Source organism: Acholeplasma hippikon (assembly GCF_900660755.1).
In the GTDB taxonomy this organism is placed as follows: Bacteria; Bacillota_I; Bacilli_A; order Acholeplasmatales; family Acholeplasmataceae; genus Acholeplasma; species Acholeplasma hippikon.
Genome location: NZ_LR215050.1, coordinates 411,822 through 438,486 on the forward strand (window position 1 = coordinate 411,822; position 26,665 = coordinate 438,486).

The window sequence follows — 26,665 nt, forward strand, 5'->3', positions numbered from 1 at the left end:
CGCCTTTTAAAATTTTTTCTTTAACCAGTCTGGAATTCTTCTTCCTTTTGGTGTTTCTTCTTCTGTACTTTCAACTGGTTCAAGTCCGGTTTTAGTAACTTTTACTTGTTCAACTGTGTTCTTTTTAAAGATTTCAGAAGCTAAGTTCTCTACAGTATTTTCTTTAGATTTTAATTCATAACCAGTTGCAATAATTGTAACGATCATTTCATCATCTAAGTCAACGTTCACTGTATGACCATAAATAACATTTAAATCAGATTCGGTTGCGTTTCTGATTTCAGTTAATGCTTCTTCAATTTCAAATAGTAAGACAGATGGTCCTGTTGTAATATTTACAATAGCATCTGTAGCACCATCAATTGAAACTTCTAATAATTTTGAATGAATTGCTTTTCTAGCAGCTTCTACTGCACGTGTTTCACCACTTGCAATACCGATTCCCATTAAAGCAGTACCTTTGTTTTCCATCACTGTTCTAACGTCAGCAAAGTCAACGTTAATCATACCAGGCACTGAAATGATTTCAGCAATACCTTGTACACCTTGACGTAGAATCTTGTCTGATTCTCTAAACGCATCAAGTAGTTGCATTGTATGGTCAGCAATTGTAAACAGACGTTCATTAGGAATAACAATTAAAGTATCAACATTTGGTTTTAATTCTTCTAGACCCATGATTGCATGTTGCATTCTTAATGGCCCTTCAAATTTAAAAGGTTTTGTGACAATCCCAATTGTTAGAATACCCATTTCTTTAGCAATTCTAGCAATAACTGGTGCTGCACCAGTTCCTGTTCCGCCACCCATACCACATGTGATAAATACCATATCAGCATTTGATAATACTTCTCTAATTTCTTCTTCAGATTCAAGCGCTGCTTGTTTACCAACTTCAGGTTTTGCACCTGCACCAAGTCCACGAGTTAATTTTTTTCCTAGTTGAATTCTTTCTTCAGCTTTTGAAACTTTGAGCACTTGTGCGTCAGTATTCATCGCTACATAGGATACCCCTTTAACATCGTTTTCAATCATTCTGTTAATTGCAGAGTTTCCTCCACCACCAACACCAATGACTTTAATAACCGGTTTCTGATTAAATTCATCTGAATATCCAAAAACCATAGATATCCCTCCTATCATTCTCATTGTAAACTATTTTTATTAAAAAATAAAGTGTTTAATACTTTACTTCAGGATAATTCGTTTTCGCATAGAACTCTTTTTTGAAGTCTAATAATCGGTCTTCCTTGATTGCTTGTCTAATCTCACTCATTAAATACTTTAGGTAGGCTAAATTTTGAATTGTTAACATTCTTTGACCTAAAATTTCTTCTGCTTTAAATAAGTGTCTAATATAACTCTTTGAGTATTTTGAAATAGATGTTTCTAGACCAGGGTCTAATGGATTCATATCGCGTTCAAACTTTTGAGCTTTAACTTGAACTTTTCCATAAGTTGTAAATGCCGTACCATGACGTGCATTTCTTGTCGGTAAGACACAGTCAAACATATCTACGCCATTAATTACATTTTCAAGTAAATCTTCTGGCGCACCAACACCCATTAAGTATCTTGGTTTATCAAATGGTAAGATTGGATTTAAGAACTTAGTCATTTCATACATTTCGGCTTTTGTTTCACCAACTGATAATCCACCAATTGAATAACCAGGGAAATCAAGTTTAGCTAATTCTTTAGCACAAAATTCTCTTAAATCTTTATTTAATCCACCTTGAACGATACCAAATAATGCTTGGTCTGTTGTTAATGCTTCTTTGCCACGTTTAGCCCAACGAATCGTTCTTTCAACAGATTTCTTTTGATATTCATAACTTTCATATGGAGGTGGACATTCATCAAATGACATGATGATATCTGCACCTAAATCTTCTTGTATTTTGATTGCAATTTCAGGTGATAAGAACAATGGAGCACCTGATTTATGGTGTTTAAATGTAACACCTTCTTCTTTAATATCTCTTAGTTTAGCTAAAGAGAAAACTTGGAATCCGCCACTATCTGTTAAAAGTGCACCATCCCATTTCATAAATCCTCTAATACCACCGTGTGCTTTAACAATATCATTTCCTGGTTGTTGCCATAAATGATAAGTATTACCTAAAATTAAGCCTTCAGAAACTTCTCTAATTTCTTCAGGAGTTAAAGTTTTTACAGTAGCCAAGGTTCCAACTGGCATAAAAAGAGGTGTTTCAAAAACCCCATGAGGAGTTGTTAATCTACCTAATCTTGCGCCACTTTGCTTACAAATGTGTAAGACTTCATATTTTATCAAATAAATCACCTTCCGCCTTGCAATTATAACATAAAATGTTACAATAGATACGTTAAAAATAAAGCGGTACCTCGATTAACCCGCTATAAAAAAACAAGGAGACTAAAAATGAATAACAAATTTACTGTTAAAGATTTAGCAGTTCAGGCGATGATCGCAAGTATTTATACAGTACTTGTCTTACTTCTGCCATGGATATCTTTCAGTGCCAGCCTTCAAGTAAGAATCGCTGAAGCACTTCTAATTTTGGTGTTTTTCAATAAGAAGAACGCAATCGGGATTATTGTTGGAACATTCGTAGCCAACCTAAATAGTCCATATGGCATTAGTGATGCAATCTTTGGAACAGTTGCAACCACACTGGTATGTGTATCATTCATCCTTCTTGGCAAACGAAATTGGTTAATTAGTTTATTAATCTTCCCAGCCTTATTTAATGGGATAATCGTAGCTGGAATTGATGCATTCATGACTTCGACATGGCAAAACTTTGTTGTGTTTGGATTCTATGTTGCATTTGGTGAATTATTAGTTGTTACTGTACTTGGAATTCCACTCAAATTATTGTTTGAAAAAAATCAACTACTTAATGAATTAGTTAAATAAAAATAGACCTTATAGTTATGTAACTATAGGGTCTTTTATTTTTCATAATTGTTTAAGTATTTTTTGATGTACAGTCGCAATTGGCAATCCTTTGAAATCACTATATATTTCAACATTATCTGGAATTTTACTTGCAATAACAATGACTGGTTTAATATGCCAAATTAAATGTGTAAAGACATGTTTTACATCTTTCAGTTCTTCAACGACTTCAATATCATATCCTAATTCATTCATTTGATTTAAAGCACCATTTAAGCTATCTGCCTCAACCTGAATAAATTCATAGAATCCATTTAATAATTCCTCTGTTCTTTTTCGTAAGACAAATTTATCTTTGTATTTAACAACAAAGGCATAGAATAATGTTTCTTTTTGTTTTTTTAATGGACTTAAGTAAGGATATTTTTCTATTTTATCCTCTTTATTAGCAACACAAATGTCTTTTAAAGGACACACTTCACATTTAGGATTTAATGGTCTACAAACCTTCGCTCCTAATTCCATGACACTTTGTGTGTAATCATTATAATTTGGTGCTTTTTCTATTAATTTCGTATTAAAATCATTTAATTTCTTACGATTTTTTTCTAATCTAAAATCATCTTCAAATCCATAAACTCTTGATAAAACACGAATGACATTACCATCGGTTGCTGCATGCGGTAAGTCAAATGCAATGGACGCAATTGCACCAGCTGTATATGCACCAACTCCCGGTATTTTTAATAGTTCTTTATAATCATTTGGTAACTCACCATTAAAGTTTTGATCAACATAAATAGCACCTTGTTTTAGCATTCTAAATCTTTTATAGTATCCAATACCTTGCACTGTATGAAGCACTTCTTCTAACTCTGCGTTTGCCAAATCATGAATAGTAGGATACTTTTTCATAAATTTATCAAAATAAGGTAACATTGACTCAACTTGGGTTTGCTGTAGCATAACTTCACTTACCCAAATATCATAGGGATTTTTTGTTTTTCTAAAAGGTAAATCCCTCTTATTTTCATGATACCATTCAAATAATCTTAAATATTCCATATTTCAAGTCCTTTTATGCGTTATCTTTTAAATCTCATCTCATTAATGTTAACATAACTTAGGTATACTATGTAGGAGAAAACAACATGAAAGAGATTATTTTAAATCGTAGATCAATTAGAAAATATACAGATTTTAAGATTTCTGATGAAGAAATTTTAGATATTATTGATCTTGCTCAAAAAGCACCGTCAACACAAAACTTACAGCCTTGGAGGTTCTTTGTCATTGGAACACCTGAAGGTAAAGAAAAACTTAAAAAATCAATGACTTATAACTTAACACAATTAGAAACTTCTTCTCACATGATTTTATTAGCATTAGATCCTATGAGACATGAAAAAGCTGAAATTATCTTTAATCGTGCTGTTTTAGAAGGTATCATGCCAATTGAAGTTAAGGAACGTCAATTAAAACATATTGCTGAAAAACATGCTACACTAGAAGAGCCCGGCCATACAAACAGATTATTTTTAGATGCCGGATTAGTTGCAATGAACTTCATGTTAGCAGCCAAAATTCATGGATATGATACAAATCCAATTGGTGGTTTTGATAAAAAAACTATTATGGATAATCTAGGCATAAAAGAAAACTTAATTCCAGCATTGTTAATCTCTATAGGTAAAGCTGATGAAGAAGGCTTCAAATCAGTTAGATTATCAGCTAAAGAAACGACTCAATTCATTAAATAATAAAACAAGGGTAGAACATGTTTGTTCTACCCTTTTTCTTACATATCGTATGTTGAAATAATTTGTGATGGTGTTTTTCTTAGTAAGGTTAATAAAGGTAATACACCAACAATTAGATTTAATCCGTAGACCACAAGCGTACCAATGAAAAGTGATACAAGATCTACTCTAAAAACAACAAAACTTGCTAATGAAGTATTTGACACACTATGTAAAATATATGACATTGCCAAGAATCCAATAAAGGTACTAACTGTAACAATCAATAGTATTTCAGCAACAAATGAAAGTATAATTTCAAATTTCTTAACACCTAATGCACGATTAACTGCTATTTCATATATTCTTGAAATCATTGATGAACGCATCACAAAATAGAATACAACAAGTGCTAATGCGACAAAAACAATTGAAATAGAAATACTTTGTAAGAAAGATCGCTGTTTATCAATACTTAATTGCTGTTCAAGTGAATCAATAAATCTAACAGCATCATAACCTTCTGAAGTTAATTGGTTTGCTGCTTGTTTAGGATTATGACTGCTAAAGTATACTGTATTTCCAAGCCCCATAAATAGTTGATTATATGCTTCTTTAATTGTCCAAGTAGTATTAACAACATTACCGGCTGTTAACTCATATAATCCCTCATGATTGTAAGTATAAATTGTCTTTTTATTTTCATTGACAATACCTACAATGGTAACTTTAATTTGATTGCCAACTGTAATTTTTTGACCAAGCATTTGTCTAACATCCCAAATACCAATGCTTGTAAAATCTGCTTCTCCTAAACCTACAGATGTTCTTTTGTACATTCCATAACTGATGACGACTTCTGATTTATTTAAAGGTTCTCTACCATATAAAATTTTGGCATCAGTTATAGCGATATGTTCAATAGAATCAGGACTTATACTAAATTGTTTACCAGGAACCTCAATTGACAGATAATTTCCACTTAATTTAGCAAAATAAACTTCTGTTCCTTCTATCGAAATAATATCATCAATTAATTTATTTCGTTCCGCTGGTGAAGTCATTGATGTATCAACAGCAACTATATTTTTAGATAAGGTTAGTCTATTATCTACCGTTTCAGTAAGAATTGTATAGTTATTCATTACACTATAGGCTATAAATAAACCTGATATAGCAAATAAGAATAACATTAATTTACCTTTTCTACCATATCTTAAAAATTTCTTAAATGCCATCCATAAACTTGTTTTGAATGACACATTTAATTTATTTATCTTATGTAAATCATCATGCTTTAATCTTTCAACATCAAAAGTTGTTTCAAGCATTTCTTCACGTGTCTTTTTCTTGAAATGCTCATCTTTAATTTGAAGATTTAACGTACTATCATTTAGCTTCACTTTTTGTATTGATGTATCAACATCGATATAAAGTGTTTTATTTTTTATGATTAATTTGACTTTTGCAGGTTCAATTTCATCATTATCCGAATAAAATGCTGCTTCTAAATTTTTGTCTTTTAAATCTGAAATTTTTGATAGATCCTTTAAGTAAATTGCATTATCATTCACAAAATTATGATCAGTTTGACTTTCATTTTGATAATCTTTTATTACTTTTCCATCTTTAACTTCAATAATTCGATCACCATAGAACTCTGCTAAATCTTGTTCATGCGTAACTAAGACAACTAATTTATTCATTGAAATATTTTTAATGATGTTCATAATTTCAACTGTGTTATTGCTGTCTAGGTTTCCTGTAGGTTCATCTGCAATAATAACTTTTGGGTTTTTAACTAATGCACGAGCAATAGCAACTCTTTGTTGTTGTCCCCCTGAAAGCTGACTGGCTAATTTTTTACGATATTTGTACATACCAACTTGCGTTAAGATATAATTTACTCTATCTTCAATTGCTTTTTCATCATGAATTCCAATTAATCTTAAAACAAATGCTACGTTTTCGAATACACTCAAGTCATTTTTTAAATAATAGTTTTGGAAAATAAAGCCGATGTCTTCTCTTCTTAAACTATCCCATAACCCTGATTTATATCTTTCAATGTGCTTATCATAAAACTGAATTTCTCCATTATCAACTCTATCAAGCCCGCCAATAACATTCAGTAATGTTGTCTTCCCACTACCTGATGCACCTAATAAGACCATTAAGCCCTTCTCAGGAAATTCTAAGGAGATATCATTAAGTACATGGATTTTATTCTTTTTACGTTTGTTAAATGTTTTATCTAAATGACTTACTTTAATCATAATCCCATCTCCTTACTTTCACTGATATTTTCAATAACTGAAATCTTAAATGTTTTATTATTGAACTTAGAAGCTAATCTGAATGTTAAGATTGCAAATAATGCGAATAAGACAACATAGTCCATTCTGCTTAAATAACTAAATGTTAAATATATTGAATAATCCACTCTTGTAATGTAGAACAGGATAAGCATTGAGAGCGTAAAGGCTATTAACATTAAAAATAGCTGTTCAAAAATGACTAATAATGCTAATTTTTGTTGGTTAGCACCAATTGATCGATAGATTGCAAAGTCTTTCATTCTTGAATGCATGATATTCTTTGTAACGGTTGCTAATAAGAAATATAAGAATATGCCAATAGCAAACGCTAATGCATAGAAGAATACTTTAACAACCAACTTAATTGGTTCTGTTATACTAGCTAATTCTCCTAATTCTAATTCTGGATAAATGACACGATAGACTGATTTATCAATTCTGTTAAAAATTCTTGTGGCATCACTCTTATTTTTAGCAACTAACATGAAGCCACTACCTATATTTTCTACTGCTAAAGCAGCTTCGGAAAAATATATTTTTTCGCTAAAGTTATCATTATATATGCCAACAACTTTATAAGTTTTCCCTTCATGTCTGCCATATTCTCTCACAATAATTGAAGTAACATCTTGATAATTGATATCAAATGAACTTAAACTAATTGGAAAATCTTTAGAAGCAAATGAATAATAAAATTTTAAATCTGTATTAATTTCTAGTTCTACATATGAATCATACAACTTAGCATCATAATTCAGTAAATCAGAAGTAATATTCGTTAATACAGTATTATGTGTTGAATATTCAAAGCTACTTACTTCAAGATTTTGGCCAACTACTGCTTCAGTAAAAGCATTTGATACAACAATTTCATTTGCAGCTAAATTTAAGGTTCCATCAATTAATAGACTTGGATTATCTTTAATGGTATATACACTATCAAAAAATGCATTACCATAGTAACTTCCACCAAAAATGAATGTGTAATTTGAAGCAAAATCTAGTTCGAAAGCATCTTTATATAAGGCAAAATCACCGCTAACACTACTTATTGCTTCATAGTCTGCTTCTGAGAGTGGTTGATTATCTTGTCTCAAGATTAAAAAACGATTATCAGAGAAATGATCTTTATAAACGCTATTGATACTATCTCCACCAATAAATAAGTCAAATGGATTAAATGAATTTGCAGTTCGCATGAAACTTGCAAATATATTGGTGAAAAGAACCATAATCGCTAGTTGTAAAAATAAGAATAATAAAAATCTTCTTGGAATTGAAAAAATATTACGAATAGCAAATCTTGCAACACTTCCAACTGTCATTTTTGAAGTTTTCGGTTCTTCTACTTTAACGATTTCAACATCACGTTTAAGTACTTTATCTTCAACAACTTCACCATCATGAATTTTAATTTTTCTAGTTGCATATTGTTTCACTTCATCAAAATTATGTGTCACAATAATGATTAATTTATCTTTTGAAATCTCATGTAACAATTCGATAATTTGTTTACTAGATTCACTATCCAAGTTACCTGTAGGTTCATCACAGGCAATAATTGGACAATCTTTAGCAAGTGCACGGGCAATTACTGCTCTTTGTTTTTGCCCTCCAGATAACTTAGCAGCTTTATGATGTTTGTGTGAAGTAAGTCCAACTTTATCAATGAGTTCTAAAGCACGTTTTTTTCTTAAATGTTTTGGATAATTTTGGACCTCTAAAGCTAACATTACATTTTGAAATACTGTATATGAATCAATAATGTTATAACTTTGGAAAATAAATCCAATGTATTTTGCACGATATGATTCCCAATCTTTAATCGTATAATGTGAAGTTTCTTCATCATTTAAATATACTTCACCATCTTCATAAGTATCTAAACCTGAAATTACGTTAAGTAATGTGGATTTACCACTTCCAGATTCCCCTATTATTGCGACAAATTCGCCTGCATCAAATGAAAGTGAAACTTTTTGCATACCAACTGATACGCCTTCACCAGATTTATAATACTTTGATACATTTTCTAGTTTGATCAATGCCATTATTTATCTATCCCCTCTAATAAAAGTAATATATCATTTACTTCATCAATTAAATAATTTGGTTCATGATCAATTAATTCATCTTTATCTCTAAAGCCCCATGCTACAGCAATTACATCCATACCAGCATTTTTTCCAGTTTGGATATCAACTTCACTGTCGCCAATGAAAATTGTGTTTTCTATATTTGCATTTAAACCTTTTAAAGCATTAAATAGCATATCTGGTGCTGGTTTTTTAGGTACGCCTTGTTGTTCACCTATAACAACATCAAATATATTGGGAAAATATTTTTCAATTATTTTTTCAACTGCTTTTTGATGTTTATTACTAACAACCCCTAATTTATAGTTGTGTTTAAGTTTTTTTAATAACTCTTCAATTCCTTCATATGGTTTTGTCAAACATTCACTGTTAGCCTCATAATATGGCATGTAGTATGATAAAACTTCATCCAATTGTGATTCATCACCATCTAATGACTTTAAAATTAATTGCTTTGCTCCATTGCCAAGAAAAGATCTAACTTGTTTCGCAGTACGTTCTTTATATCCAAATTTTCTCAAAGTATGATTAACGGCATTTGTTAAATCCATTAAGGTATCTAAAATCGTTCCGTCTAAATCAAATAAAATCGTATTAATCATTTTTAAAACTCCGTTCAAATATTTATTCAAATCCATTATATCATTAATGATATTTACTGAACTTAAATTGAATAATTCTTACCTAAACTTAACATGGTTTATTTTTGGTAAACATATTATGTCTTTAGTTTAAAAAAAAGAACCGTTTAAGGTTCTTTAAGCAAGTTTCTTTAAAATCCAAAAACCAAGCCAAGTACTTAATGAAATGATTAAGAATGTGATAGCATTCCCCTTCACCTCACCAGGATTATCTGTTAATACTCTTGAAAAATTATGATATTTAGTTGAATCAAAATCAGTTAGTTCAGTATATTCATCTAAGTTAGAAATGCTCGCTGAATAAAATACTTCTTCTTCAATCAGTGTCTTCTCAAAAGTCACTTTGATTACAACATCTTTGAAGTTTTTTGCATAATATAATTCATCAATTACAACATCTGAAACTAACGCTTGTTCAATAATAGATAATTCACTTAGTAATACTTCTTTTTGTTCTTCCATTTTATTTTGAACTTTTTCTGTAATTAAACCATATCCAAGATAAGCACCACTGCCTAGAAGTGCAATAAATCCTAAAAACGATATGAATCCTAATAAAAATTTCATTTTGGCCCCCTATATAGAGTTATATATGTATATTATATTTTATTATTTAAAAACATGATAACAGAATGAGAAATATCATTGCTGTTTTAGTGATTTAGTGATTGCTATGATTTCTTCAACCGCCTCATCAATGAATTTAATTGTATTTACTAATGGCGCTTCGGTACTTAAATCTACATCGACCATACGAGCTAAGTCAAATGGTCGTTTAGTTCCACCAGCCTTTAAAACATCAATCCATCTTGTCGGATCTAATTCCCCTTCAAAGATTTTACGAGAAACCTCTGTACCAATTGTTAAACCAGCTGAATAAGTATACGGATATAATCCCATGAAGTAATGAGGCTGTCTCATCCATGTTAGTCCAGCATAAACAGGAATTTCAACTTCATCTCCCCAGAAATTTTTAATCACGTTTAATTTAATGTTATTTAAAACATTAGCTGAGATAGGTTCTTTAGCATCAATTTTCTTATAAACTTCTCTTTGGAAAGCAGCTTCCAGTAAGTGAGTTACCATGTTATGATAATAAGTTCTTGAAATCATAACGGACTTAATCCAACGTTTAGTTCTTAAATCTTTTGCATTTTTATCTAATGTTCTACTCATAATTAACTCATTTGTTGTAGAAGGAGCTTCAATAAAATATAAAGAAGGTCGTGTATTAAAAATTGATTGGTGTTTATTTGCATATTGGAAGTGTCCAGCATGTCCTAATTCATGTGCTAAAACCATCACTTCATCCATTTGTCCATTCCAGTTAATGAGGATAAATGAGTTAGCTCCATAAGGCGAAGAACAGAATCCACCTGTAGATTTACCTACATTTTGTGGGAAGTCAATCCATCTTTCATCAAATGAACGTCTGACTATTTCTAAATATTCATCACCTAAAATTGATAAGCCTTCTAAAAGCATGTCTTTTGATGATTCAATCGATACTTTAGGTTCAAATTCTGGGTCAATTGCAATCTTTAAATCCGCATATGTCATTTTATCTAAACCATGAATCTCTTTTAAGACGCGAGCATATTTTCTCATTACTGGTGATAAATCTCTCATAATCACATCAATTTGACGATCCATTAAATCTTTGGTTACTTTTTGATCATGAAGTAGATAATCCACAACTGATGAGTATCCTCTTAATTCTGACATTGCTTTCTCTTTTAAAAGATGTGCATAATAGTTGCTCGCAAAACCATTTTGGTACTCACCTAGTTTTGAATAGAAACACTCATATGCTTTTCTTCTTACCTCAGTATGATTATCATATTCATACTCATTTTCAAATAAAGTAAATGAATTAGGATAATTAACACCATTTACTTCAAAATCATTAAATTTCATATCTGCTAATTTGAAACGATTATACGTCCCATAAGGTGCATTAATTACCCCACTTAATGATTGAATTGCTTTTTCCACTTCAGGATGTAATGCATGATTTTTTTCATCTATAACATCTTCTATATATAATTTATTGTCCTCGCTAAGTTTAATTGCATCATTTAATGTTTCAACTGAATTTTCTTTTAATTCAATTGAAACGAATGTTAAATTTTTGGAAATTTCTTGGAATGCTAATCCAGTTCTTCCAACACGCATTTGATTGACTTCATCTGTAGATTCACCACTTGCTTGTAGTGAACTAAACGCATTAATACGTACTAACTTTCCTTGAATATCCTTGAGTTCATCAATCGCTTGATTGATAGTTTCTGGATTTTTTAATTTGCCTTGGTGTTTTTCTTTAAAAATTAAAACTTGTTGTTTTAAATCAATAAGTGCTTGATTGAATGATTCTTCATTTTTAAAGATTGTGTAAACGTCCCAAGTATACTTAACGTCTACCTCACTTCTTTTTGGTAATTGTTTCTTCATAATGTACTCCTTTTTTCTCTTTCTACCATTGTATCACAAAGACATTTAAATAAAAGAAAAAGCTAAATAACATTAGCTTTTTAAAGTCTCTATAAAACCTTCCTTGATAAGTTCTAAGAAGACATCAACAATCCGTGGGTCAAACTGTGTTCCACTGCATCGTTTAACTTCCAAAATTGCATCATCTATACTCATCGGTTCACGATATGAACGGTTTGAAGTCATTGCATCAAATGAATCTGCTAGATTAATAATTCTTGCACGAATTGGAATATTTTCGCCACTTAATCCTTGAGGATACCCCTTACCATCGTAACGTTCATGATGACAAAGAATGTCATATGCAATTTCTTGATATTCTGGTGAACTTGAAATGATTCTGTATCCTATTTCTGGATGTCGTTTAATTTGTATCCATTCTTCATCAGTTAATTTACCTGGTTTATTTAAAATACCTTCATCAATTGCAATCTTTCCAATATCATGTAAGGATGAAATAACTTTTAACAGCTTTAACTCATATGAATTCATTTTTAACTTCTTACCAATTTCAACACATATTACAGATACTCTTTCAGAATGAATCTCCACATTAGGATTTTTTTCATATAAACTTTGTAGAATTGTCTCAATGAACTTTGAACGATAAGATGTTGTTTCAAATAATTTTTGTTTGTACATTTGTTCTTCTGATTGTCTAATTGCAACATCAATTGAAGTATTTTTATCAGCTGTTGCTATACCATAAGAAACAGATAATCTTAACATTGAATTATTACGTTTTTCTAATCGATAATTTACCTCTTCCATCAATTTAGTAACATATACTTTATCTTTACTTGGAACGATGATGCTAAATTCATCCCCTCCCATTCTAAAGATATAACCTTCTCTATCAAAAATATCTTTTAAAATGTCCGCAAACATCTTTAATCCTAAATCCCCTTTAGCATGTCCAAAGGCATCATTAATAACTTTTAATCCATTCACGTCACAAGTAACAAATGTAACTTTCTCATAAATTTGTAGTTCATCTTTTTTCATCATGAAATGTCTACGATTACTTAATCCCGTTAATGCATCTTGATAACTTTGTTGAATAATTGTTTGTTCATAAGTCTTTTGTTCGGTAACATCTTTAGCAAAACATGTAACACCAATCACATGATTTTTATCAACAAGCGGGGTGAATGTATATTCATAATAATGATCTCCCATATTAAGCACTTTAATACTTGAAAAACCTAATAAAGTTCTATTAATTTTGTCCTTCATCACTTCTTGTATATATGGATCTTTAATTGCTTCGATAAAATTCGAATTTTTCCCAACCTCTAAACTGTTATATTTACGCATTTGTTTAAGATGAAATGCATTATATGTTAAATAATTATAATTCTTATCTACTGTAAAAATCTCTATGGTTTCAGTAGAATCTATTGATTTTTTTAGCAATGTTTTTTGATTGTTAATATACTCATTCATTAATCGTTTATCACGTTGACGAACAACAATAATTGACAAGATGAGTGTTACTAGTGGATAAGCAGCAATATAAGCTACTAAAATTGGACCAAAAATATTGGTTGCATTTGGTAAAGATGCAAACAACAACATTGTTAATACTTGAGATAATAGTCCCATAAGATAATAATCAAGATATATGTTTCTAAACTTCAATTTTTGTCTAATCGTATTCCAAGATAAACCCACTAGTGCATTCATAATAATTGCAATAACGCCTAAAAAGACACCTTCACCACCAATAATCATTCGATAAGTAATTCCGATTATGGATGATATGATTGTAGGAATAAGCCCAAAGAAATGACCAACAATAACATATAAAACTGTTCTTGTATCAATAAAAAGACCTTCTGAAAATTTAAAAGGCTGAACCATAATCAATACTGAAGCTAAACCAATAACGATACCGGCAAATATATGTTATTTTTTACTTTTAGCATTTACATCATAATTACTCGCTGTATAAAAGAATACAAGCGACAACATAATGAAAGCATTGTTAATTAGTGCTATTAAAATGCCAGAGATATTTTCAAAATTCATCTTTTGCATCTCCTCTCAAATAAATTGTAACATTTTTTTATTTTCGAACGACATTTGATACCTTCATAGAACTAATTTAGCAATATAACTAACAAGATATTCCCCTGACTATAATGTCTTAATTTATATTAGAATATAGAAACGTTTCCCTATTTTTAGTCGACAACATTAAAAATAAAGTATATAATATAGTTGTAAACACGATTAAAAAAACTAAATCACGATTTAAATTGCTATTCTTTTTCAAAATATTCACTAAATAACAATGTTAATTTAAAAAAATGCGAGAAAATCGTATTATTTTTACTTTCGATACACTTGTAAAACAATTAAATACATTTATGTAAAAGGAGAAAATCGATAATGTAAAATGTCCTTATAAAGACATTCATGTCAGTCTTTTCCCTTTACAATATAGCCGATTTTGTTATATCATTTAGACACTTGGCTATATTTTGCAAGGATTAATAGGGATAATTGGGAAATATTTGGCCGATATTGTCGGCAGTTATTATAGGATGGGTGGTACTAGTGGGAGACACTATAAAAAATTTAGTAAAATTTATTGAAGAAAACATTCTCGAAGATCTCAGCATAAAGAATTTAGAATCAAACTTCAATTATAGCGAGAGACATATTCGCAGGGTTTTCAAAAACCAAACAAATGTATCTATACATCCGTATATCACACAAAGAAAGATGACTTATGCACTCTTTGACTTGAAAACAAATATAGAATCTGTCAAAGACCTATATTTAAAATACGGATATAATAGTCATGATTCTTTCTCAAGAGCTTTTAAGAGAACATTCAATGTTTCTCCTAAAAATTATCAAAAGATAAATACAACAATCACACTAAAAGAAATCACACCTCACGCTTTAGCACCTTTGATTGAATTCCAAAATGAAGATCACAGTTTGTATAAATTTGAACATCTCTATTGGGAGGAAAACAAAAACAAAAATAAACTAACACCAATCATATTGGATATAGATAACTATGGTAGTTCATCTATCGAAAAAGTTATTCAATATGGTTTTAGTCCATTAAATATTTATAAGCTATCAGCAAACGATATTGGACGAATCGAATTAAATAAATACATTGACACGATAGTGACTAAGCGCAACATAAATCAAAATACAAATATTATGTTTATTGTATATGCTGATTCAGTTACTGATTGTGTTAAGTTATTAATTGATACGATTATTAATAAAAATCAAATGTTATTAATCGTTAACGAATCAAACAAAGAACTGGCTGACATCGATCGATTACTCTATCATTTAACAGTTTCTTTCAATCGATCAACTGTTATTAAGTTAGAACAACTCAAAAAAGTCTTTTACCCAACCCCCACTTTCGTAAAAGCTTATACATTCGATTCTTATGCGTCAATCTTTGATACAAACTTTATTAATGAAATCGGTAGATTCGAGCACATTGTTGCTTCAATCGCTTGTAACCATATTATTGATGTAAATTTACTTGCTAGCATTATCAATCATATCAATGATAAAAATAAAGTCAAGATTACAGTTATCCCTTCATACAGTAAGATACAAGAAAAACCATTTGAAATCATGATTTACGCAAAATAACACCCTTTGGGTGTTTTTTTTTACAAAAAAAAGAAGTCACTTTAGACTTCTTAATCTTTTTTTATATGGTGTATAAATAGTTCTGCAGTTCTTTCATTGGTTGCAAGTGGTGTATTATACACATCACATAACCTTAATAATGCACTAACATCAGGTTCATGTGGCTGAGCTGTTAATGGATCTCTAAAAAAGATAATCAAATCAAGTTGTTGATTTGCAACCATAGCGCCTAATTCTTGATCGCCACCTAGTGGTCCAGACTTCTTTAAACTAATTGTTAAATTAGTATTTTCCATGATTTTAGTACCTGTTGTTCCTGTTGCAAACAGTGTATGTTTTTTAAAGTATGATTCATTCTTAACAACGAAGTCTATCATTTTTTCTTTCTTCTTGTCATGTGCTATAAGTGCTATATTCATCGTTTTCTCCTATTTTATGTCTTTTCTAAGTACTGCAAATGATTGAACAATTTTAAATCCTGCGTCTAAATATATATTACGAGCTGAGTTTTCATGCCCAGTGAATAACGTCATATACTCTGCTCCATTTAGTCTTGATTGATAGATGAGTTCTGCAAATAACGACTTACCTAGTCCTCTACCTTGACATTTTGGATGTACTCCAATTCCTGCAAAGTAACCTCGTTTAGATTCCTCTGTATAAAGTGGACCGGTCCACCCTAAAATCTTACGATCCTTTACAATAACAAGCATCGGATTAGGTTTATGCTTATTTAAATTATTTATTACCACCTGATGCCAGTTAGGATTATTTAAGGCAGTAAACAAATCATCAAATCCATCATGTTGTTCTTTATCATAAAACGTAATTATGTAACCATCAGTTTCATTTTTCAAGTTATTAGCTAATATTTTTTTTGGTTTTTCATATTGCCTAATATCTTGATAAAATGCATCTTGTTGTTGTCCATTGTTAATAAATCCATTATTAATCAAAAATAAATAAAATGGCGAATTAAATGCTACTGCTGGCGCTCCAGGATGATATGCTTTTTTATTTGGAATTAACCATTCTAAATTGACTGGGCTCATAAAAAGTTGTCTAATATAATTTTTATTTGCTATGACTTTTAATCTATTTTCCAGTTCTAATAATATTTTTGTACCAATACCTTGTCTTTGGTACTTTTCTTTAACAACAATCATTGTAATAAAACCTGGTGTTTCATCAGATTTATCTTTATACATTGCGTGTCCAAATCCTATTAATTCATCATCATTTACAAATAATATGAATAGATTATTGTCATAAAAGGGATTCATTAAAAACTTGTTTGTGAATGACTCTTTTGTAAATGAATTGTATATTGTTTTCTTATACACATCTTGATTCCAAATTTCTATAATTTGATCAAGATACTTTTTTTCAAAATTTATGAACATAACCTTTTCCCTTTTTATTTTTTTAGTATATGTTTGTTGTAACGTTTATAGAAATTTTTATATGTTATTTTTTCAATGTCTTCATCATTAAATTCATTTTCTTTTAATGCATTAATTAAAACATGCGCTTTTGTAACATTAGGTATTTCGTTTAAGTTTGAAATCACATTTGGATTAAAGTAATCCATAAAGTCAAAACCTAAACATACATTATCAATTCCCATGATTTTAACTACATATTTAATATGTTCTATGAATTTATCTAGATTTCTATCTTTAATATCTTCAGCAATAAATTTTGGCACATTGGTTAGTCCAACAAGTGCATCTTTTTCTTTTAATAACTTTAACTGATCATCCGTTAAATTTCTCGGATGATTGCATAAATTTCTAACATTACTATGAGATACAACTAGATTTTTACTTGTGTAATTCACTACTTCGTAAAAAGATTTATCACTAAGGTGTGAAAGATCAATAATCATATCATGCTCAATCATAAAGTCTAAGACTTCAAAACCTGCTTTAGTTAACCCTCGGTCCGGATTACCAAACACTCCAGTTGCATATTTATTTTCTTCATTCCATGTTAACATTGCATGTCTAACACCTAAGTTATAGAGCATTTTAAATTCATTTAAATCTTTTAAGTTTCTTAATCCTTCTAAACCTAAAATCACCTTAAAGTCTTTAATAAGTTTAAAGTCAATATGATTTAAAGCAGATTGGTATGCATCCAAAAGATCAAAGTCATTTGGACTATACAATGTCCAAACAGCAGCTTTGACTATACTTTGATTGTATTGATTAGCATGTATATCCTCAAAACGGGTTAAATTGCCCTCTTTTACATGTGTATAAATATCATAAATAACATCAGTATGAATATCGAAAATTTTATGTTCCATAAGTTTATCCTCTTGAATTGTATATACATTTATGATAGCATTTTATTCAGATTAATACCATGATGTTTTTATAACTTTATATAAAAAAAGATGACTCTGTAAGTCATCTTTATTGTAAAACTATAAGGCGCAGGCAACTGGTTCGTCTGATTTTACTAAAATATCAGTCTTATCCTTATTTTTTTCAAACCATGCAACTGCATAAGGACAAGTCGCAATTGTTTTGATGCCTTCTTTTTTAAAATGGTCATATAATGCAAGCATTGCTTTACCTGCGATACCTTGACCTCTAAGTGATTCATCTACGAATACTTTTCTAATGTTTCTTACATTATCCTTAAATAATGGATAGCTAATAAAAGCTATTTTTTGACCATCATTATCAAGTAAGTACATTTCATCTTCTTTAAATGTAAACATATTTACACCTCGCTATGAATTTCTGTTTCCTTACTATTATTATACACCGACAAGTCAATTTCGTTTTCAGATTTAGCAACGATTGTCGCAACTACACCTGCACCAGTGACATTAATCATTGTACGACCCATATCAACTAATGCATCTACAGCTACTACTAATGCAATACCTTCAATTGGTAAACCAAGTGCTGATAAAGTGACTGTTGCAGCAATGGTTGCAATTCCTGGAACACCAGCAATACCGATACTTGCAATTGTTGTAGTTAAAACTAATACTAATACTTGTACAAATGTAAATTGAATACCATATGCATTTGCAGTCATTACTGCAACCACAGCTGGGAAAATACCTCCACATGCATTCATTCCTACATTTGCACCAATTGGTGCTACAAAATCAACTACTGTATCTGTAATCCCTGCTTTTTCTTTTAATACACGGCTTGTTACAGGTAATGTACCATAACTGCTTTGTGTAGTAAATGCAACTGCCATTGCCTCACCAAAATTCTTTAAGAATTGTTTTGGACTCAATTTGTGTGTTGTAATTAATCCCATTTGAACAACGATAAAGTGGAATGTCATTGCACCATAAATCACTAAAATATAAATCAATAAGTCTTTTAATACAGAGACTTCATTTCTTGCAACCGCAAATGCCATAAATGTAAATACAGCATATGGCGTTAATTTCATTACCATTTTTGTGATACGAATCATAATTCTATTGAATGATTCATTAAAGTCTAAGAATGGTTTAACTCTTTCAGGATGCTTTTTAGATTCTCCTAAAATCGCAATTGCTACAAATAAACCAAATACAACGACTGGAATGACAGCTGTACCAGTTAAAGCTTGAACGATATTATTTGGGAAGAACCCTAAGATAACATCTTCAATCATTGTAATTTCTCTTGGTGTATAAGGTACTTCGGTTGGCATACCTTTACCTAAACCAAATAAAGTTGCAAACCCAAATCCGATTAAAGTTGCAATTGCTGTTGTTGATAATAACCAGAATAATGACTTAAAGCCAATTCTTTTTAGCTTAGTCATATCATTAATTGATGTGAAGCTCTTAATCACTGATGTTAATACTAAAGGTATGACAATCATTTGAATTAACTTCAAATATAATTGTCCAATCGGTCTTATTGTTTCAACAATTGTAATTTCTTTACTATCAACTATGGTTTTAGTTGATCCAAAAATTAACCCAACTAATACCCCTAATGCCATACCAGTTAAAACTTTAAATCCAAATTTAACTTTTTTCTTTGATAAAAACATTAATAATGCGATAACTAAAATTGTCACTACATATAGTAAACCTTTTTGAACGCTATCTATTTTATAATTTTCAAACATATGTTTCTTCCTTTTCTTCTACAATCATATATAACCATGATATCACTAAGTAATTTATAAAAAATTAACTTTGCATCACAGACAACACTTTTACAAAATTTAGAAAAAAAGAATAGTCTTTAAACTACTCTTTGATTTTTGCTTTCATTAATTTATATGATTCTTCAACTGCAAATCTAATCTTTGTTATCACATTTTTAGCATTTTTAGGATAACAATAATATGTATCATTTAAAGTAGAGATAACAACTGCATCTGCTTTTTGTTTATCAGAACGCATATGATAATTAAATTCAATGTGAATTGAATATAAAGACTTAGCCTCACGGAAAACATTTAATTCACCTTCTAAATCAGTACCAATTAATTTAATGCCGTTAATAGTTTGTTCCAACTTACCATCAGGTAGTTTTATATACCCCTTAGCGTTTCTTAAGGAATCAATATAGACTTCATCTTCAAAATGATAAGTGCCTTCAATTAATTGTTGTCTAACAAATGCTCTTTGTTGTTCATACCAATCTGGAACGTGTTTGAAACGTGTTTTTCCATTAATGTTGTTTAATTGACCATAAACATCAAGTTCATGGGTTTCACCACAATGATTACACCAAATCTTCGTTCCTTTAGCTTCCATCTCATGTTCAGTTAAACAGTTTTGACATTGATACAATACTTTTTCTAATCCTTCAGCACGATCAGGATCATCAATTACAATCTTATGATCAAGTTGATATTTCCACTCATCATATGCTAAAGCATTCGTTACGCGTTCTTTAGCTTCTTCAACCGTAATTGAATCATAATCCGCTTTAGAGATTACTTGTGTTAAATCAGCCGTTAAATTTACTTTACGTTTACGTTTAGACATGAAGACTGGTTGATTTAAGAAGTTTCCGTGCATATTTAAAGTCACTACAGGATATTTTAAATTTACAATCATTTTTGCTAAAGAATCTGGTAATGCTGCTGTTGTTCCAATAACTGAATAAGCAGCTTCAGGATAAATTGTTGTAATACGCTTAAGTTTTTCTAAACTATATCGAATACTTTTATATAATTGTAAATCTTGAGGTGTGAACTTGCGTTTAGGAATTCCACCAACATTTCTAAGTAGTCCTTCACGACCAATAAAGCCATCAACCGCTATAACATATGTTGAGCGGTTCGGAAAAATTGCGTGTGTTTGAACTTTAAAATCATCAAATGAATGGTGTGTACATAGTAATAAATATGGTGGTTTTAATCCATCCATATTCACTTTATTAACTTTTAATTTCCTTGCTTTTGTTGTTAAAAAAGATAATGCCCATGCAATTGGAGTAAGATAAAACTTCTCTTTTTTAGGCTTCATCTGCATATCCATAGGTTTGATTTGCTTTTCAGTCAAACCTAATAGTTCTTTGTAAGTGGGTTTATTCATATTTATTCCATTTTCTCTCTATTATTCTCGGTGTAATTATGTGATGTTTGACATAATGTGTCCGTTTCATTATACAATAAATTAATTTGAATGCACCATAAAAAACTCTAAATTTTAAACTCGAGTTTTTTAAAAGGTATATTGATTTTCAATTTTTCAATTAAAAAATTACTAAGTTCTTTTTTTTGCATATAACAATCTAAAATCTTCAATCTGTTTTTGAAGTTTTTCGATTTTTTTGTAAAAGGTAAGTAACCTTAAGCATGCATCATAATATGCTTTAGATTCCATGAAATTTGGTTCATATAAAAAGTCTCTAAATATTTGATGACAAATATAATTTCTTTCACCTGTTATTTGCTTAAGTAAGCCATACTCTTTTTTTCCTAAAGAAGGATTCTTATCTGAGTTATCTAATGATTCTAATTCAAACACTGTATTACCTAATGTCCAACTAGAAATCACATTCATATTTTGTAATGGGTCACCATTTTTCATCAAGGCATATAACCATTTAATATCATGCTCAATGGTCTGACAATATTCAATTGTTTTACCAACATAGAGCATAAAATCTTTATATGCCAATATTTCCATTAAAATCACCAATAAAATTATACCACAATCAAAATAATTATCTCTCTTTATTTTTTCAGAAAGAAAAAGGACATTTACGTCCTTTTAATTTTTTCTAAAGGCTTGCCCTTAGCAAGCTCATCAATTAACTTATCTAAATATCTAAATTCTTTCACATAAGGATCCATAATCTCTTCCAAGCTAACACCACAGACTTTGCCCGTAATGAGATGACGATTAGGATTTAATTTAGAACTTTTCATAAAAAAATCGTAATAAAGTAAATCTGTTTCTAGAAACGAAATTAGCTCAGATTTTGTATAGCCTGTTAGCCAGGACGTTATTTCATATACTTCTTCAGCAGTTCTATTTTTCTTTATTGCTTTTTGAAGTAACATAGGAAAAACATCTTTATATTTCATTTTCATTAATCTATGATTAGCTTCATTCATTTATTTTATCTCCAAACTTTCTAATTTAGATAATATTTTTTTCGCATCATCTTTATACCAAGTTGGATATCTATCATCATTGATGGTTTCTTTAATTTTATCATTGTATTTCGTATTTTTTTGTCTTAATAGAATGGTAAGTGCATTTCTAAGCAGAATGGTTTTTCCACGCCAAGTATATGCATGCTTCCCATATTTTTCTAAAAATGCTTTATTAGATAAGTCAAACAAATCATTAATGATAACATATGAAGTTGGTTTTTCTCTAAAGGCCTCAATGCGTTCTGAGTTAACCCCTTTATTAAAAGGACAAACTCTTTGACATATATCACAACCTAATAAGTATTGATTTTTGTCAATTTCTTCATCTGTTAAACTTCTTTTTTCTTGGTTATAACCACTCATACATTTATCCCAATCAAAACCATTTGTTAAAGCTTTAACTGGACAAGATTTAATACAAATTGTACATTCACCACATGACAATGTATTTTCAATAATCACTTCAGGGTATTTCTTTTTAGTTAGTACCAATCCAATAAAGAAGAAACTTCCAAAGTCTTTATTAATCATCAAGTTATTTTTTCCACGAAATGCTAATCCAGTCATTTCTAAACATTTACGCTCATCAATGGTATGATTATCTACTAAAAACTTAAACTCATCGTCTATATCCTTTAATGATTCATGCATTAACTCTTTTAATACATCATGATAATCATAACCATATGTATACATTGATGCAGTTAAACGATCTTTTTCGTGTCTTAAGTATTTATTAGGATATGCAAGTCCAACAACAAAAACGGATTCAAACCCAACTAAATTATGATCAAACTTCTTTTTTAAGTAACGATCAACATCAATTGTACCCACAAAGTCGAAAGCTTCACTTAACCTTTCAAATACCATATTGCACCTCTTTTAAAATTATACAAAATTCATAAATCATTTACTTTTTTAGGTAAACTAAAGTGTAATGGAAATAATGAATAATATTCACTAACCATCCAACAATAATTAAGCCAATAAAGTTATAATCTGGAACATTAAACGTTGAATTAATTAAATAATTATTCAAGCCAATTAATAAAACATAACTTACCAAAATCACCAAAGTCATTAAGACAAGTGGTTTCTTTTTATATTCATAAGTATATTTTTGATTGTTTACCATAAATTGGTAGAGATTAATAAAACAGCCCCATACAGGTAGTAACATTAAGCATGCTAATTTTACACGATTTGTCATATATTTTCCTTTTTGTTTTCTATCCAAAACCTTTGAATAATTTTATCTAAAAAAACTAATTCATTTTCTAAAATACCACCATTTGATTGAATTACTTTACTAGATGCTATATTTTCCTTATCACAAGTCATTAAAACACGATAAATACCTAATTTTTGGCATTTTTTAAGTGTCTCTTTCAACATAGCTTTACCATAACCCTTACTTCGCATAGAGGGTCTAACCCCAAACCCAATATGACCACCATGCATTAATAACGCCTCATTCAAGTCATGTCTGATATTAACAGCTCCAACAAACTTATTTATATCACAATCTAAACAAAAATAAGTTGTATCTGGGATGAGTCCATTTGTATTGGCATTATCAATATGTTTGATATAATTATCAAAATCATGATAATCTACCTTTCTAATTGCCGAAGGAATAGGTTTAGGTTCCTTTTGATACCATTCATCCATCATTTCAAATAAGTGCATTTTATACTTTTCATTTAAACGAACAAGTTTTATATTCATGATTAACCTCTACAAATTTATTGTTTACTAGATAAAGCAACATCAATAAATTTAACATTATTCCAAGGATCTTTTTCTAGTTTTTCTTCTAAAAATTCTAATTTTTCGTCAAAATGGTAGTTGTTCACCAATGATTCATAAGTGTCAATCCTTCTAAGTTGACTAAATAATCGATTTTGAATAACTTCTAAACCAAACATTTTATTACGTTCATTCCAGTTCTTTTCAAAAGATTCTACGACATCGATTAAATTTTTTCTCATTTCATTTAATTCTTCTTTAGCACCGTCAAAATTTTTTGTTTCAAAATAACCTTCTAATAAAATCTTTCTTAACGCAAGTTTATTTTTTAATAGTTTAGCTATACAAATTAAATGGTTATAATTTGTTTTTTCCGCTTCTTTAATAAACTCAATTGTATTTTCAAGCATTGGTGTTAATAAATGATAGTCATATCCAACATGATTATTTAAGTAAATTCCTAGTAATAAATCATCCCATAATAATAAAACTGGTTCATAACCCAAGGCATTGATGTTGGATGCAGTCTTTAAAACCGAGTATGATTTACACTTGATTTTTTCTAAATAGTTTTCATTTATTGATTCATCAATTACTTGATTTACATCAAACAATCCTAAGAATGACGACTCATAGTCACAATACGCTCCATCATCATTCCACTGTGTAAATATAATCTCCTGTACATTGTTTTCTTGAGACATTTTAATCGCATGCGTTGCAGTAGATAATGTTTTATTTTGATCATAAAAAAGTTTAGTCCAAATCCAAGTACCACTAGCCATAATCACTTTACGATTCATCTTTTGGTGATTTTGAATCATACCACGATATATATTTTCATCTTTGCTATAATAATCCCAATAAACTAGTGTTATATCTTTAGGAATGCGATTAATAAAATCATCTTCAAATTGAATTTCTAAATCATAATAATAATTTGCTTTTGAGCGATGACGGAAAAACATATCTGACCAAATACATACTTCTCCATATCCCATCTTTTTAGCAATATTATAAACATTTTGTAGATGATTTAAGAATAAATCTTCTGGGTTTTTATATCCATTGACTTTATAGTATCTTCCTAATGCAAATCCAAATGTTTCATCCATGCCTACATGGATTTTAGGTGTTTTAAAGGCACTTTTACAAAAAGTAATCATTGCTTCAATAAACTTATACGTATCATCAGAAATGATTAAGACATCAGATTGATCGCGATACTTACCACTACCTGGCCATTTTAAAAATTGTCCCATATGACCTAGGGTTTGAATACAAGGAACTAAAGTTACTCCTAATTCGCTCGCATATTGATCAAGTTCACGAATATCTTTTAAACTATACTTACCTCTTAGATATCCAAATTTTTTATAGTCTTCAAGTTCATAGATATCTTCCATATATAACCAAATCTCATTGTATCCCAAAAGTGCTTGTCTTAATATAACTGATTTAAAGTATGTTAATTTAAAGACTGCATTTCTAGATAAATCAATCATTGTTCCTTTAACTTTAAATCCATCATCTTTAACAATTGTTCCATGATGATTATAATGATTCAAAAGATATAGCGCACTTGGAATATTTTTATAATAAAGCGTGTGCCCTTCTAATACTGTTTCATTACTTTCAATAAATTTAGTTACTTGATGTTTAATGTTTAGTTTTTCTAGTAATTTTTCCATTAACTTATTTACTCCTAGCGACTTGTTAACTTTATTTTAACACATCAATTTTGATTATTTTTTTATAATAAAAAAACATCTTATAAAAAGATGTCTTTTTCTATTATTTCATTTCTTCAATATAATGAACATAATCTAGTGAACGTAATGCTTCAATGATTTCTACGTGAGTTTTAAACTTTTTTAATTCTTCTTTAACAATTGAAACACTTACTGAATAAACACTTAAACCACTGTTTATATAAGCAGGATTTGACTCTAAACCATCAATTCTTAAACCTAGTTCACGAATAATTGTTGAAAAGTCTTTTAAGTAAATAGCATCAATTAACTCTAACTGAAACTCAAAGTGGTTTGAACGGTTCTTTAAATATATTTCAAGTGGCGGAACCAGTGATAATAACATCACAAATACAGTACCTACGATTAAAACTACTGTATAGTTTCCGGCACCAATTAGAAGTCCTATAATCCCGCTTGCCCAAAGACTTACTGAAGTTGTTAACCCTTTAATTTGGTTTTTAGAACTATAGAGAATTGTGTTGGTTGAAATAATTGCAATTGCAATAATCGATGCCGTTGAAATTAACCATAAGCCACCTTCTTGTTCTCTCATTAATTTAATATCCAGCAGCATGGCTAGTGTTGAACTTAATGTAACAATCATAAAGGTTCTAATACCTGCTGCATGGCGCTTACTTGATCGTTCCCATCCAACAATAGCTGAGAAGATAATAGAGATAACTAATCTAAATAAAATACTGTATAAGTTAGTATCCAGTGCCCAATTTCCTAATAAGTTTCCAATTGGATCGTTTATCATA

General features: G+C 29.8%; 25 protein-coding genes. 3 read left to right on the forward strand and 22 right to left on the reverse strand.

The window, feature by feature from the left end; translation table 11 throughout:
• Positions 1 to 6: 6 nt before the first annotated feature.
• Together ftsZ and tgt are read right to left on the reverse strand one after the other, a co-directional pair.
• Positions 7 to 1,125 (reverse strand): cell division protein FtsZ, encoded by a 1,119-nt coding sequence (ftsZ, locus tag EXC59_RS01990; RefSeq protein WP_035369521.1) that lies wholly within the window; start codon positions 1,123 to 1,125, stop codon positions 7 to 9.
• Positions 1,126 to 1,180: 55 nt separating this feature from the next.
• Positions 1,181 to 2,302: a tRNA guanosine(34) transglycosylase Tgt gene (gene tgt / locus EXC59_RS01995; RefSeq protein ID WP_035369622.1), complete on the reverse strand. Its 1,122-nt coding sequence runs from the start codon at positions 2,300 to 2,302 to the stop codon at positions 1,181 to 1,183.
• A 102-nt stretch (positions 2,303 to 2,404) separates the two neighbouring features.
• On the opposite strand from tgt, the gene EXC59_RS02000 reads away from it, so the two are divergent.
• The gene (locus tag EXC59_RS02000) at positions 2,405 to 2,902 is read left to right on the forward strand and encodes a QueT transporter family protein (RefSeq protein ID WP_051659042.1); all 498 of its coding nucleotides are present in this window, start codon (positions 2,405 to 2,407) and stop codon (positions 2,900 to 2,902) included.
• Between the two features lie 42 nt (positions 2,903 to 2,944).
• Here EXC59_RS02000 and mutY read toward each other — a convergent pair whose 3' ends face one another.
• A complete protein-coding gene (mutY, locus tag EXC59_RS02005) occupies positions 2,945 to 3,949 on the reverse strand; it encodes an A/G-specific adenine glycosylase (RefSeq protein ID WP_162164037.1) in 1,005 nt (334 codons plus the stop codon).
• 86 nt (positions 3,950 to 4,035) lie between these two features.
• On the opposite strand from mutY, the gene EXC59_RS02010 reads away from it, so the two are divergent.
• Positions 4,036 to 4,644 (forward strand): nitroreductase family protein, encoded by a 609-nt coding sequence (locus EXC59_RS02010; RefSeq protein ID WP_035369520.1) that lies wholly within the window; start codon positions 4,036 to 4,038, stop codon positions 4,642 to 4,644.
• Between the two features lie 38 nt (positions 4,645 to 4,682).
• On the opposite strand, the gene EXC59_RS02015 is transcribed toward EXC59_RS02010, so the two are convergent.
• From EXC59_RS02015 to EXC59_RS02040, 6 genes are all read right to left on the reverse strand, one after another.
• The gene (locus tag EXC59_RS02015) at positions 4,683 to 6,899 is read right to left on the reverse strand and encodes an ABC transporter ATP-binding protein/permease (RefSeq protein ID WP_051659040.1); all 2,217 of its coding nucleotides are present in this window, start codon (positions 6,897 to 6,899) and stop codon (positions 4,683 to 4,685) included.
• A complete protein-coding gene (locus tag EXC59_RS02020; protein WP_162164036.1) occupies positions 6,896 to 8,992 on the reverse strand; it encodes an ABC transporter ATP-binding protein/permease in 2,097 nt (698 codons plus the stop codon). The genes EXC59_RS02015 and EXC59_RS02020 overlap by 4 nt, the downstream gene beginning before the upstream one ends.
• Positions 8,992 to 9,675, reverse strand: a complete 684-nt coding sequence (locus EXC59_RS02025; RefSeq protein ID WP_084145220.1) for an HAD family hydrolase — start codon at positions 9,673 to 9,675, stop codon at positions 8,992 to 8,994. The genes EXC59_RS02020 and EXC59_RS02025 overlap by 1 nt, the downstream gene beginning before the upstream one ends.
• A 120-nt stretch (positions 9,676 to 9,795) precedes the next feature.
• Positions 9,796 to 10,245 (reverse strand): hypothetical protein, encoded by a 450-nt coding sequence (locus tag EXC59_RS02030; RefSeq protein ID WP_035369518.1) that lies wholly within the window; start codon positions 10,243 to 10,245, stop codon positions 9,796 to 9,798.
• A gap of 75 nt (positions 10,246 to 10,320) precedes the next feature.
• Entirely contained in the window at positions 10,321 to 12,129 is a 1,809-nt protein-coding gene (pepF, locus tag EXC59_RS02035) for an oligoendopeptidase F (protein ID WP_162164035.1), read from the reverse strand.
• A gap of 72 nt (positions 12,130 to 12,201) precedes the next feature.
• Complete coding sequence (locus tag EXC59_RS02040; protein WP_331865026.1) at positions 12,202 to 14,073, reverse strand: HD domain-containing phosphohydrolase; 1,872 nt, start codon at positions 14,071 to 14,073, stop codon at positions 12,202 to 12,204.
• A gap of 657 nt (positions 14,074 to 14,730) precedes the next feature.
• On the opposite strand from EXC59_RS02040, the gene EXC59_RS02045 reads away from it, so the two are divergent.
• A complete protein-coding gene (locus tag EXC59_RS02045; protein ID WP_051659036.1) occupies positions 14,731 to 15,807 on the forward strand; it encodes a helix-turn-helix transcriptional regulator in 1,077 nt (358 codons plus the stop codon).
• A 50-nt stretch (positions 15,808 to 15,857) separates the two neighbouring features.
• On the opposite strand, the gene EXC59_RS02050 is transcribed toward EXC59_RS02045, so the two are convergent.
• The 13 genes from EXC59_RS02050 to EXC59_RS02110 all read right to left on the reverse strand — a co-directional run bounded on the left by EXC59_RS02050 (position 15,858) and on the right by EXC59_RS02110 (position 26,664).
• On the reverse strand, positions 15,858 to 16,226 hold the full coding sequence (locus EXC59_RS02050; protein WP_035369517.1) for a methylglyoxal synthase: 369 nt from the start codon (positions 16,224 to 16,226) through the stop codon (positions 15,858 to 15,860).
• Positions 16,227 to 16,235: 9 nt separating this feature from the next.
• Positions 16,236 to 17,210, reverse strand: a complete 975-nt coding sequence (locus tag EXC59_RS02055; protein WP_035369515.1) for a GNAT family N-acetyltransferase — start codon at positions 17,208 to 17,210, stop codon at positions 16,236 to 16,238.
• A gap of 14 nt (positions 17,211 to 17,224) precedes the next feature.
• A complete protein-coding gene (locus tag EXC59_RS02060; protein WP_051659035.1) occupies positions 17,225 to 18,118 on the reverse strand; it encodes a dipeptidase in 894 nt (297 codons plus the stop codon).
• Between the two features lie 120 nt (positions 18,119 to 18,238).
• Positions 18,239 to 18,538 (reverse strand): GNAT family N-acetyltransferase, encoded by a 300-nt coding sequence (locus tag EXC59_RS02065; RefSeq protein ID WP_035369513.1) that lies wholly within the window; start codon positions 18,536 to 18,538, stop codon positions 18,239 to 18,241.
• Positions 18,539 to 18,540: 2 nt separating this feature from the next.
• Positions 18,541 to 19,908 (reverse strand): dicarboxylate/amino acid:cation symporter, encoded by a 1,368-nt coding sequence (locus EXC59_RS02070; RefSeq protein WP_051659034.1) that lies wholly within the window; start codon positions 19,906 to 19,908, stop codon positions 18,541 to 18,543.
• A 124-nt stretch (positions 19,909 to 20,032) separates the two neighbouring features.
• The gene (locus tag EXC59_RS02075) at positions 20,033 to 21,331 is read right to left on the reverse strand and encodes a lysophospholipid acyltransferase family protein (RefSeq protein WP_051659033.1); all 1,299 of its coding nucleotides are present in this window, start codon (positions 21,329 to 21,331) and stop codon (positions 20,033 to 20,035) included.
• A gap of 171 nt (positions 21,332 to 21,502) precedes the next feature.
• Positions 21,503 to 21,928 (reverse strand): hypothetical protein, encoded by a 426-nt coding sequence (locus EXC59_RS02080; RefSeq protein WP_035369512.1) that lies wholly within the window; start codon positions 21,926 to 21,928, stop codon positions 21,503 to 21,505.
• 74 nt (positions 21,929 to 22,002) lie between these two features.
• Complete coding sequence (locus tag EXC59_RS02085) at positions 22,003 to 22,359, reverse strand: DUF2200 family protein (RefSeq protein ID WP_035369511.1); 357 nt, start codon at positions 22,357 to 22,359, stop codon at positions 22,003 to 22,005.
• Complete coding sequence (locus EXC59_RS02090) at positions 22,360 to 23,271, reverse strand: epoxyqueuosine reductase (RefSeq protein ID WP_035369509.1); 912 nt, start codon at positions 23,269 to 23,271, stop codon at positions 22,360 to 22,362. It abuts the gene before it with no gap.
• A gap of 40 nt (positions 23,272 to 23,311) precedes the next feature.
• Positions 23,312 to 23,611, reverse strand: a complete 300-nt coding sequence (locus tag EXC59_RS02095) for a hypothetical protein (protein WP_035369508.1) — start codon at positions 23,609 to 23,611, stop codon at positions 23,312 to 23,314.
• Positions 23,608 to 24,129: a GNAT family N-acetyltransferase gene (locus EXC59_RS02100; RefSeq protein WP_162164034.1), complete on the reverse strand. Its 522-nt coding sequence runs from the start codon at positions 24,127 to 24,129 to the stop codon at positions 23,608 to 23,610. The genes EXC59_RS02095 and EXC59_RS02100 overlap by 4 nt, the downstream gene beginning before the upstream one ends.
• 17 nt (positions 24,130 to 24,146) lie before the next feature.
• Positions 24,147 to 25,841: a beta-N-acetylhexosaminidase gene (locus EXC59_RS02105; protein WP_035369506.1), complete on the reverse strand. Its 1,695-nt coding sequence runs from the start codon at positions 25,839 to 25,841 to the stop codon at positions 24,147 to 24,149.
• A 103-nt stretch (positions 25,842 to 25,944) separates the two neighbouring features.
• Positions 25,945 to 26,664 carry an MgtC/SapB family protein gene (locus EXC59_RS02110; protein WP_035369504.1) on the reverse strand — a complete coding sequence of 240 codons (720 nt, stop codon included), beginning with the start codon at positions 26,662 to 26,664 and terminating at the stop codon, positions 25,945 to 25,947.
• Position 26,665: the final 1 nt, after the last annotated feature.

Bases quoted from the DNA above. Each gene is read 5' to 3' on its own strand.
- EXC59_RS02065 (WP_035369513.1), bottom strand. From the start codon at position 18,538: ATGTTTACATTTAAAGAAGATGAAATGTACTTACTTGATAATGATGGT.
- EXC59_RS02100 (WP_162164034.1), bottom strand. From the start codon at position 24,129: ATGAATATAAAACTTGTTCGTTTAAATGAAAAGTATAAAATGCACTTA.
- EXC59_RS02000 (WP_051659042.1), top strand. From the start codon at position 2,405: ATGAATAACAAATTTACTGTTAAAGATTTAGCAGTTCAGGCGATGATC.
- mutY (WP_162164037.1), bottom strand. From the start codon at position 3,949: ATGGAATATTTAAGATTATTTGAATGGTATCATGAAAATAAGAGGGAT.
- ftsZ (WP_035369521.1), bottom strand. From the start codon at position 1,125: ATGGTTTTTGGATATTCAGATGAATTTAATCAGAAACCGGTTATTAAA.
- EXC59_RS02090 (WP_035369509.1), bottom strand. From the start codon at position 23,271: ATGGTATTTGAAAGGTTAAGTGAAGCTTTCGACTTTGTGGGTACAATT.
- EXC59_RS02055 (WP_035369515.1), bottom strand. From the start codon at position 17,210: ATGTTCATAAATTTTGAAAAAAAGTATCTTGATCAAATTATAGAAATT.
- EXC59_RS02020 (WP_162164036.1), bottom strand. From the start codon at position 8,992: ATGGCATTGATCAAACTAGAAAATGTATCAAAGTATTATAAATCTGGT.
- EXC59_RS02110 (WP_035369504.1), bottom strand. From the start codon at position 26,664: ATGATAAACGATCCAATTGGAAACTTATTAGGAAATTGGGCACTGGAT.
- EXC59_RS02025 (WP_084145220.1), bottom strand. From the start codon at position 9,675: ATGGATTTGAATAAATATTTGAACGGAGTTTTAAAAATGATTAATACG.
- EXC59_RS02010 (WP_035369520.1), top strand. From the start codon at position 4,036: ATGAAAGAGATTATTTTAAATCGTAGATCAATTAGAAAATATACAGAT.
- EXC59_RS02070 (WP_051659034.1), bottom strand. From the start codon at position 19,908: ATGTTTGAAAATTATAAAATAGATAGCGTTCAAAAAGGTTTACTATAT.
- EXC59_RS02080 (WP_035369512.1), bottom strand. From the start codon at position 21,928: ATGGAAATATTGGCATATAAAGATTTTATGCTCTATGTTGGTAAAACA.
- pepF (WP_162164035.1), bottom strand. From the start codon at position 12,129: ATGAAGAAACAATTACCAAAAAGAAGTGAGGTAGACGTTAAGTATACT.
- EXC59_RS02015 (WP_051659040.1), bottom strand. From the start codon at position 6,899: ATGATTAAAGTAAGTCATTTAGATAAAACATTTAACAAACGTAAAAAG.
- EXC59_RS02075 (WP_051659033.1), bottom strand. From the start codon at position 21,331: ATGAATAAACCCACTTACAAAGAACTATTAGGTTTGACTGAAAAGCAA.
- EXC59_RS02105 (WP_035369506.1), bottom strand. From the start codon at position 25,841: ATGGAAAAATTACTAGAAAAACTAAACATTAAACATCAAGTAACTAAA.
- EXC59_RS02095 (WP_035369508.1), bottom strand. From the start codon at position 23,611: ATGACAAATCGTGTAAAATTAGCATGCTTAATGTTACTACCTGTATGG.
- EXC59_RS02085 (WP_035369511.1), bottom strand. From the start codon at position 22,359: ATGAATGAAGCTAATCATAGATTAATGAAAATGAAATATAAAGATGTT.
- EXC59_RS02060 (WP_051659035.1), bottom strand. From the start codon at position 18,118: ATGGAACATAAAATTTTCGATATTCATACTGATGTTATTTATGATATT.
- EXC59_RS02050 (WP_035369517.1), bottom strand. From the start codon at position 16,226: ATGAATATAGCACTTATAGCACATGACAAGAAGAAAGAAAAAATGATA.
- EXC59_RS02030 (WP_035369518.1), bottom strand. From the start codon at position 10,245: ATGAAATTTTTATTAGGATTCATATCGTTTTTAGGATTTATTGCACTT.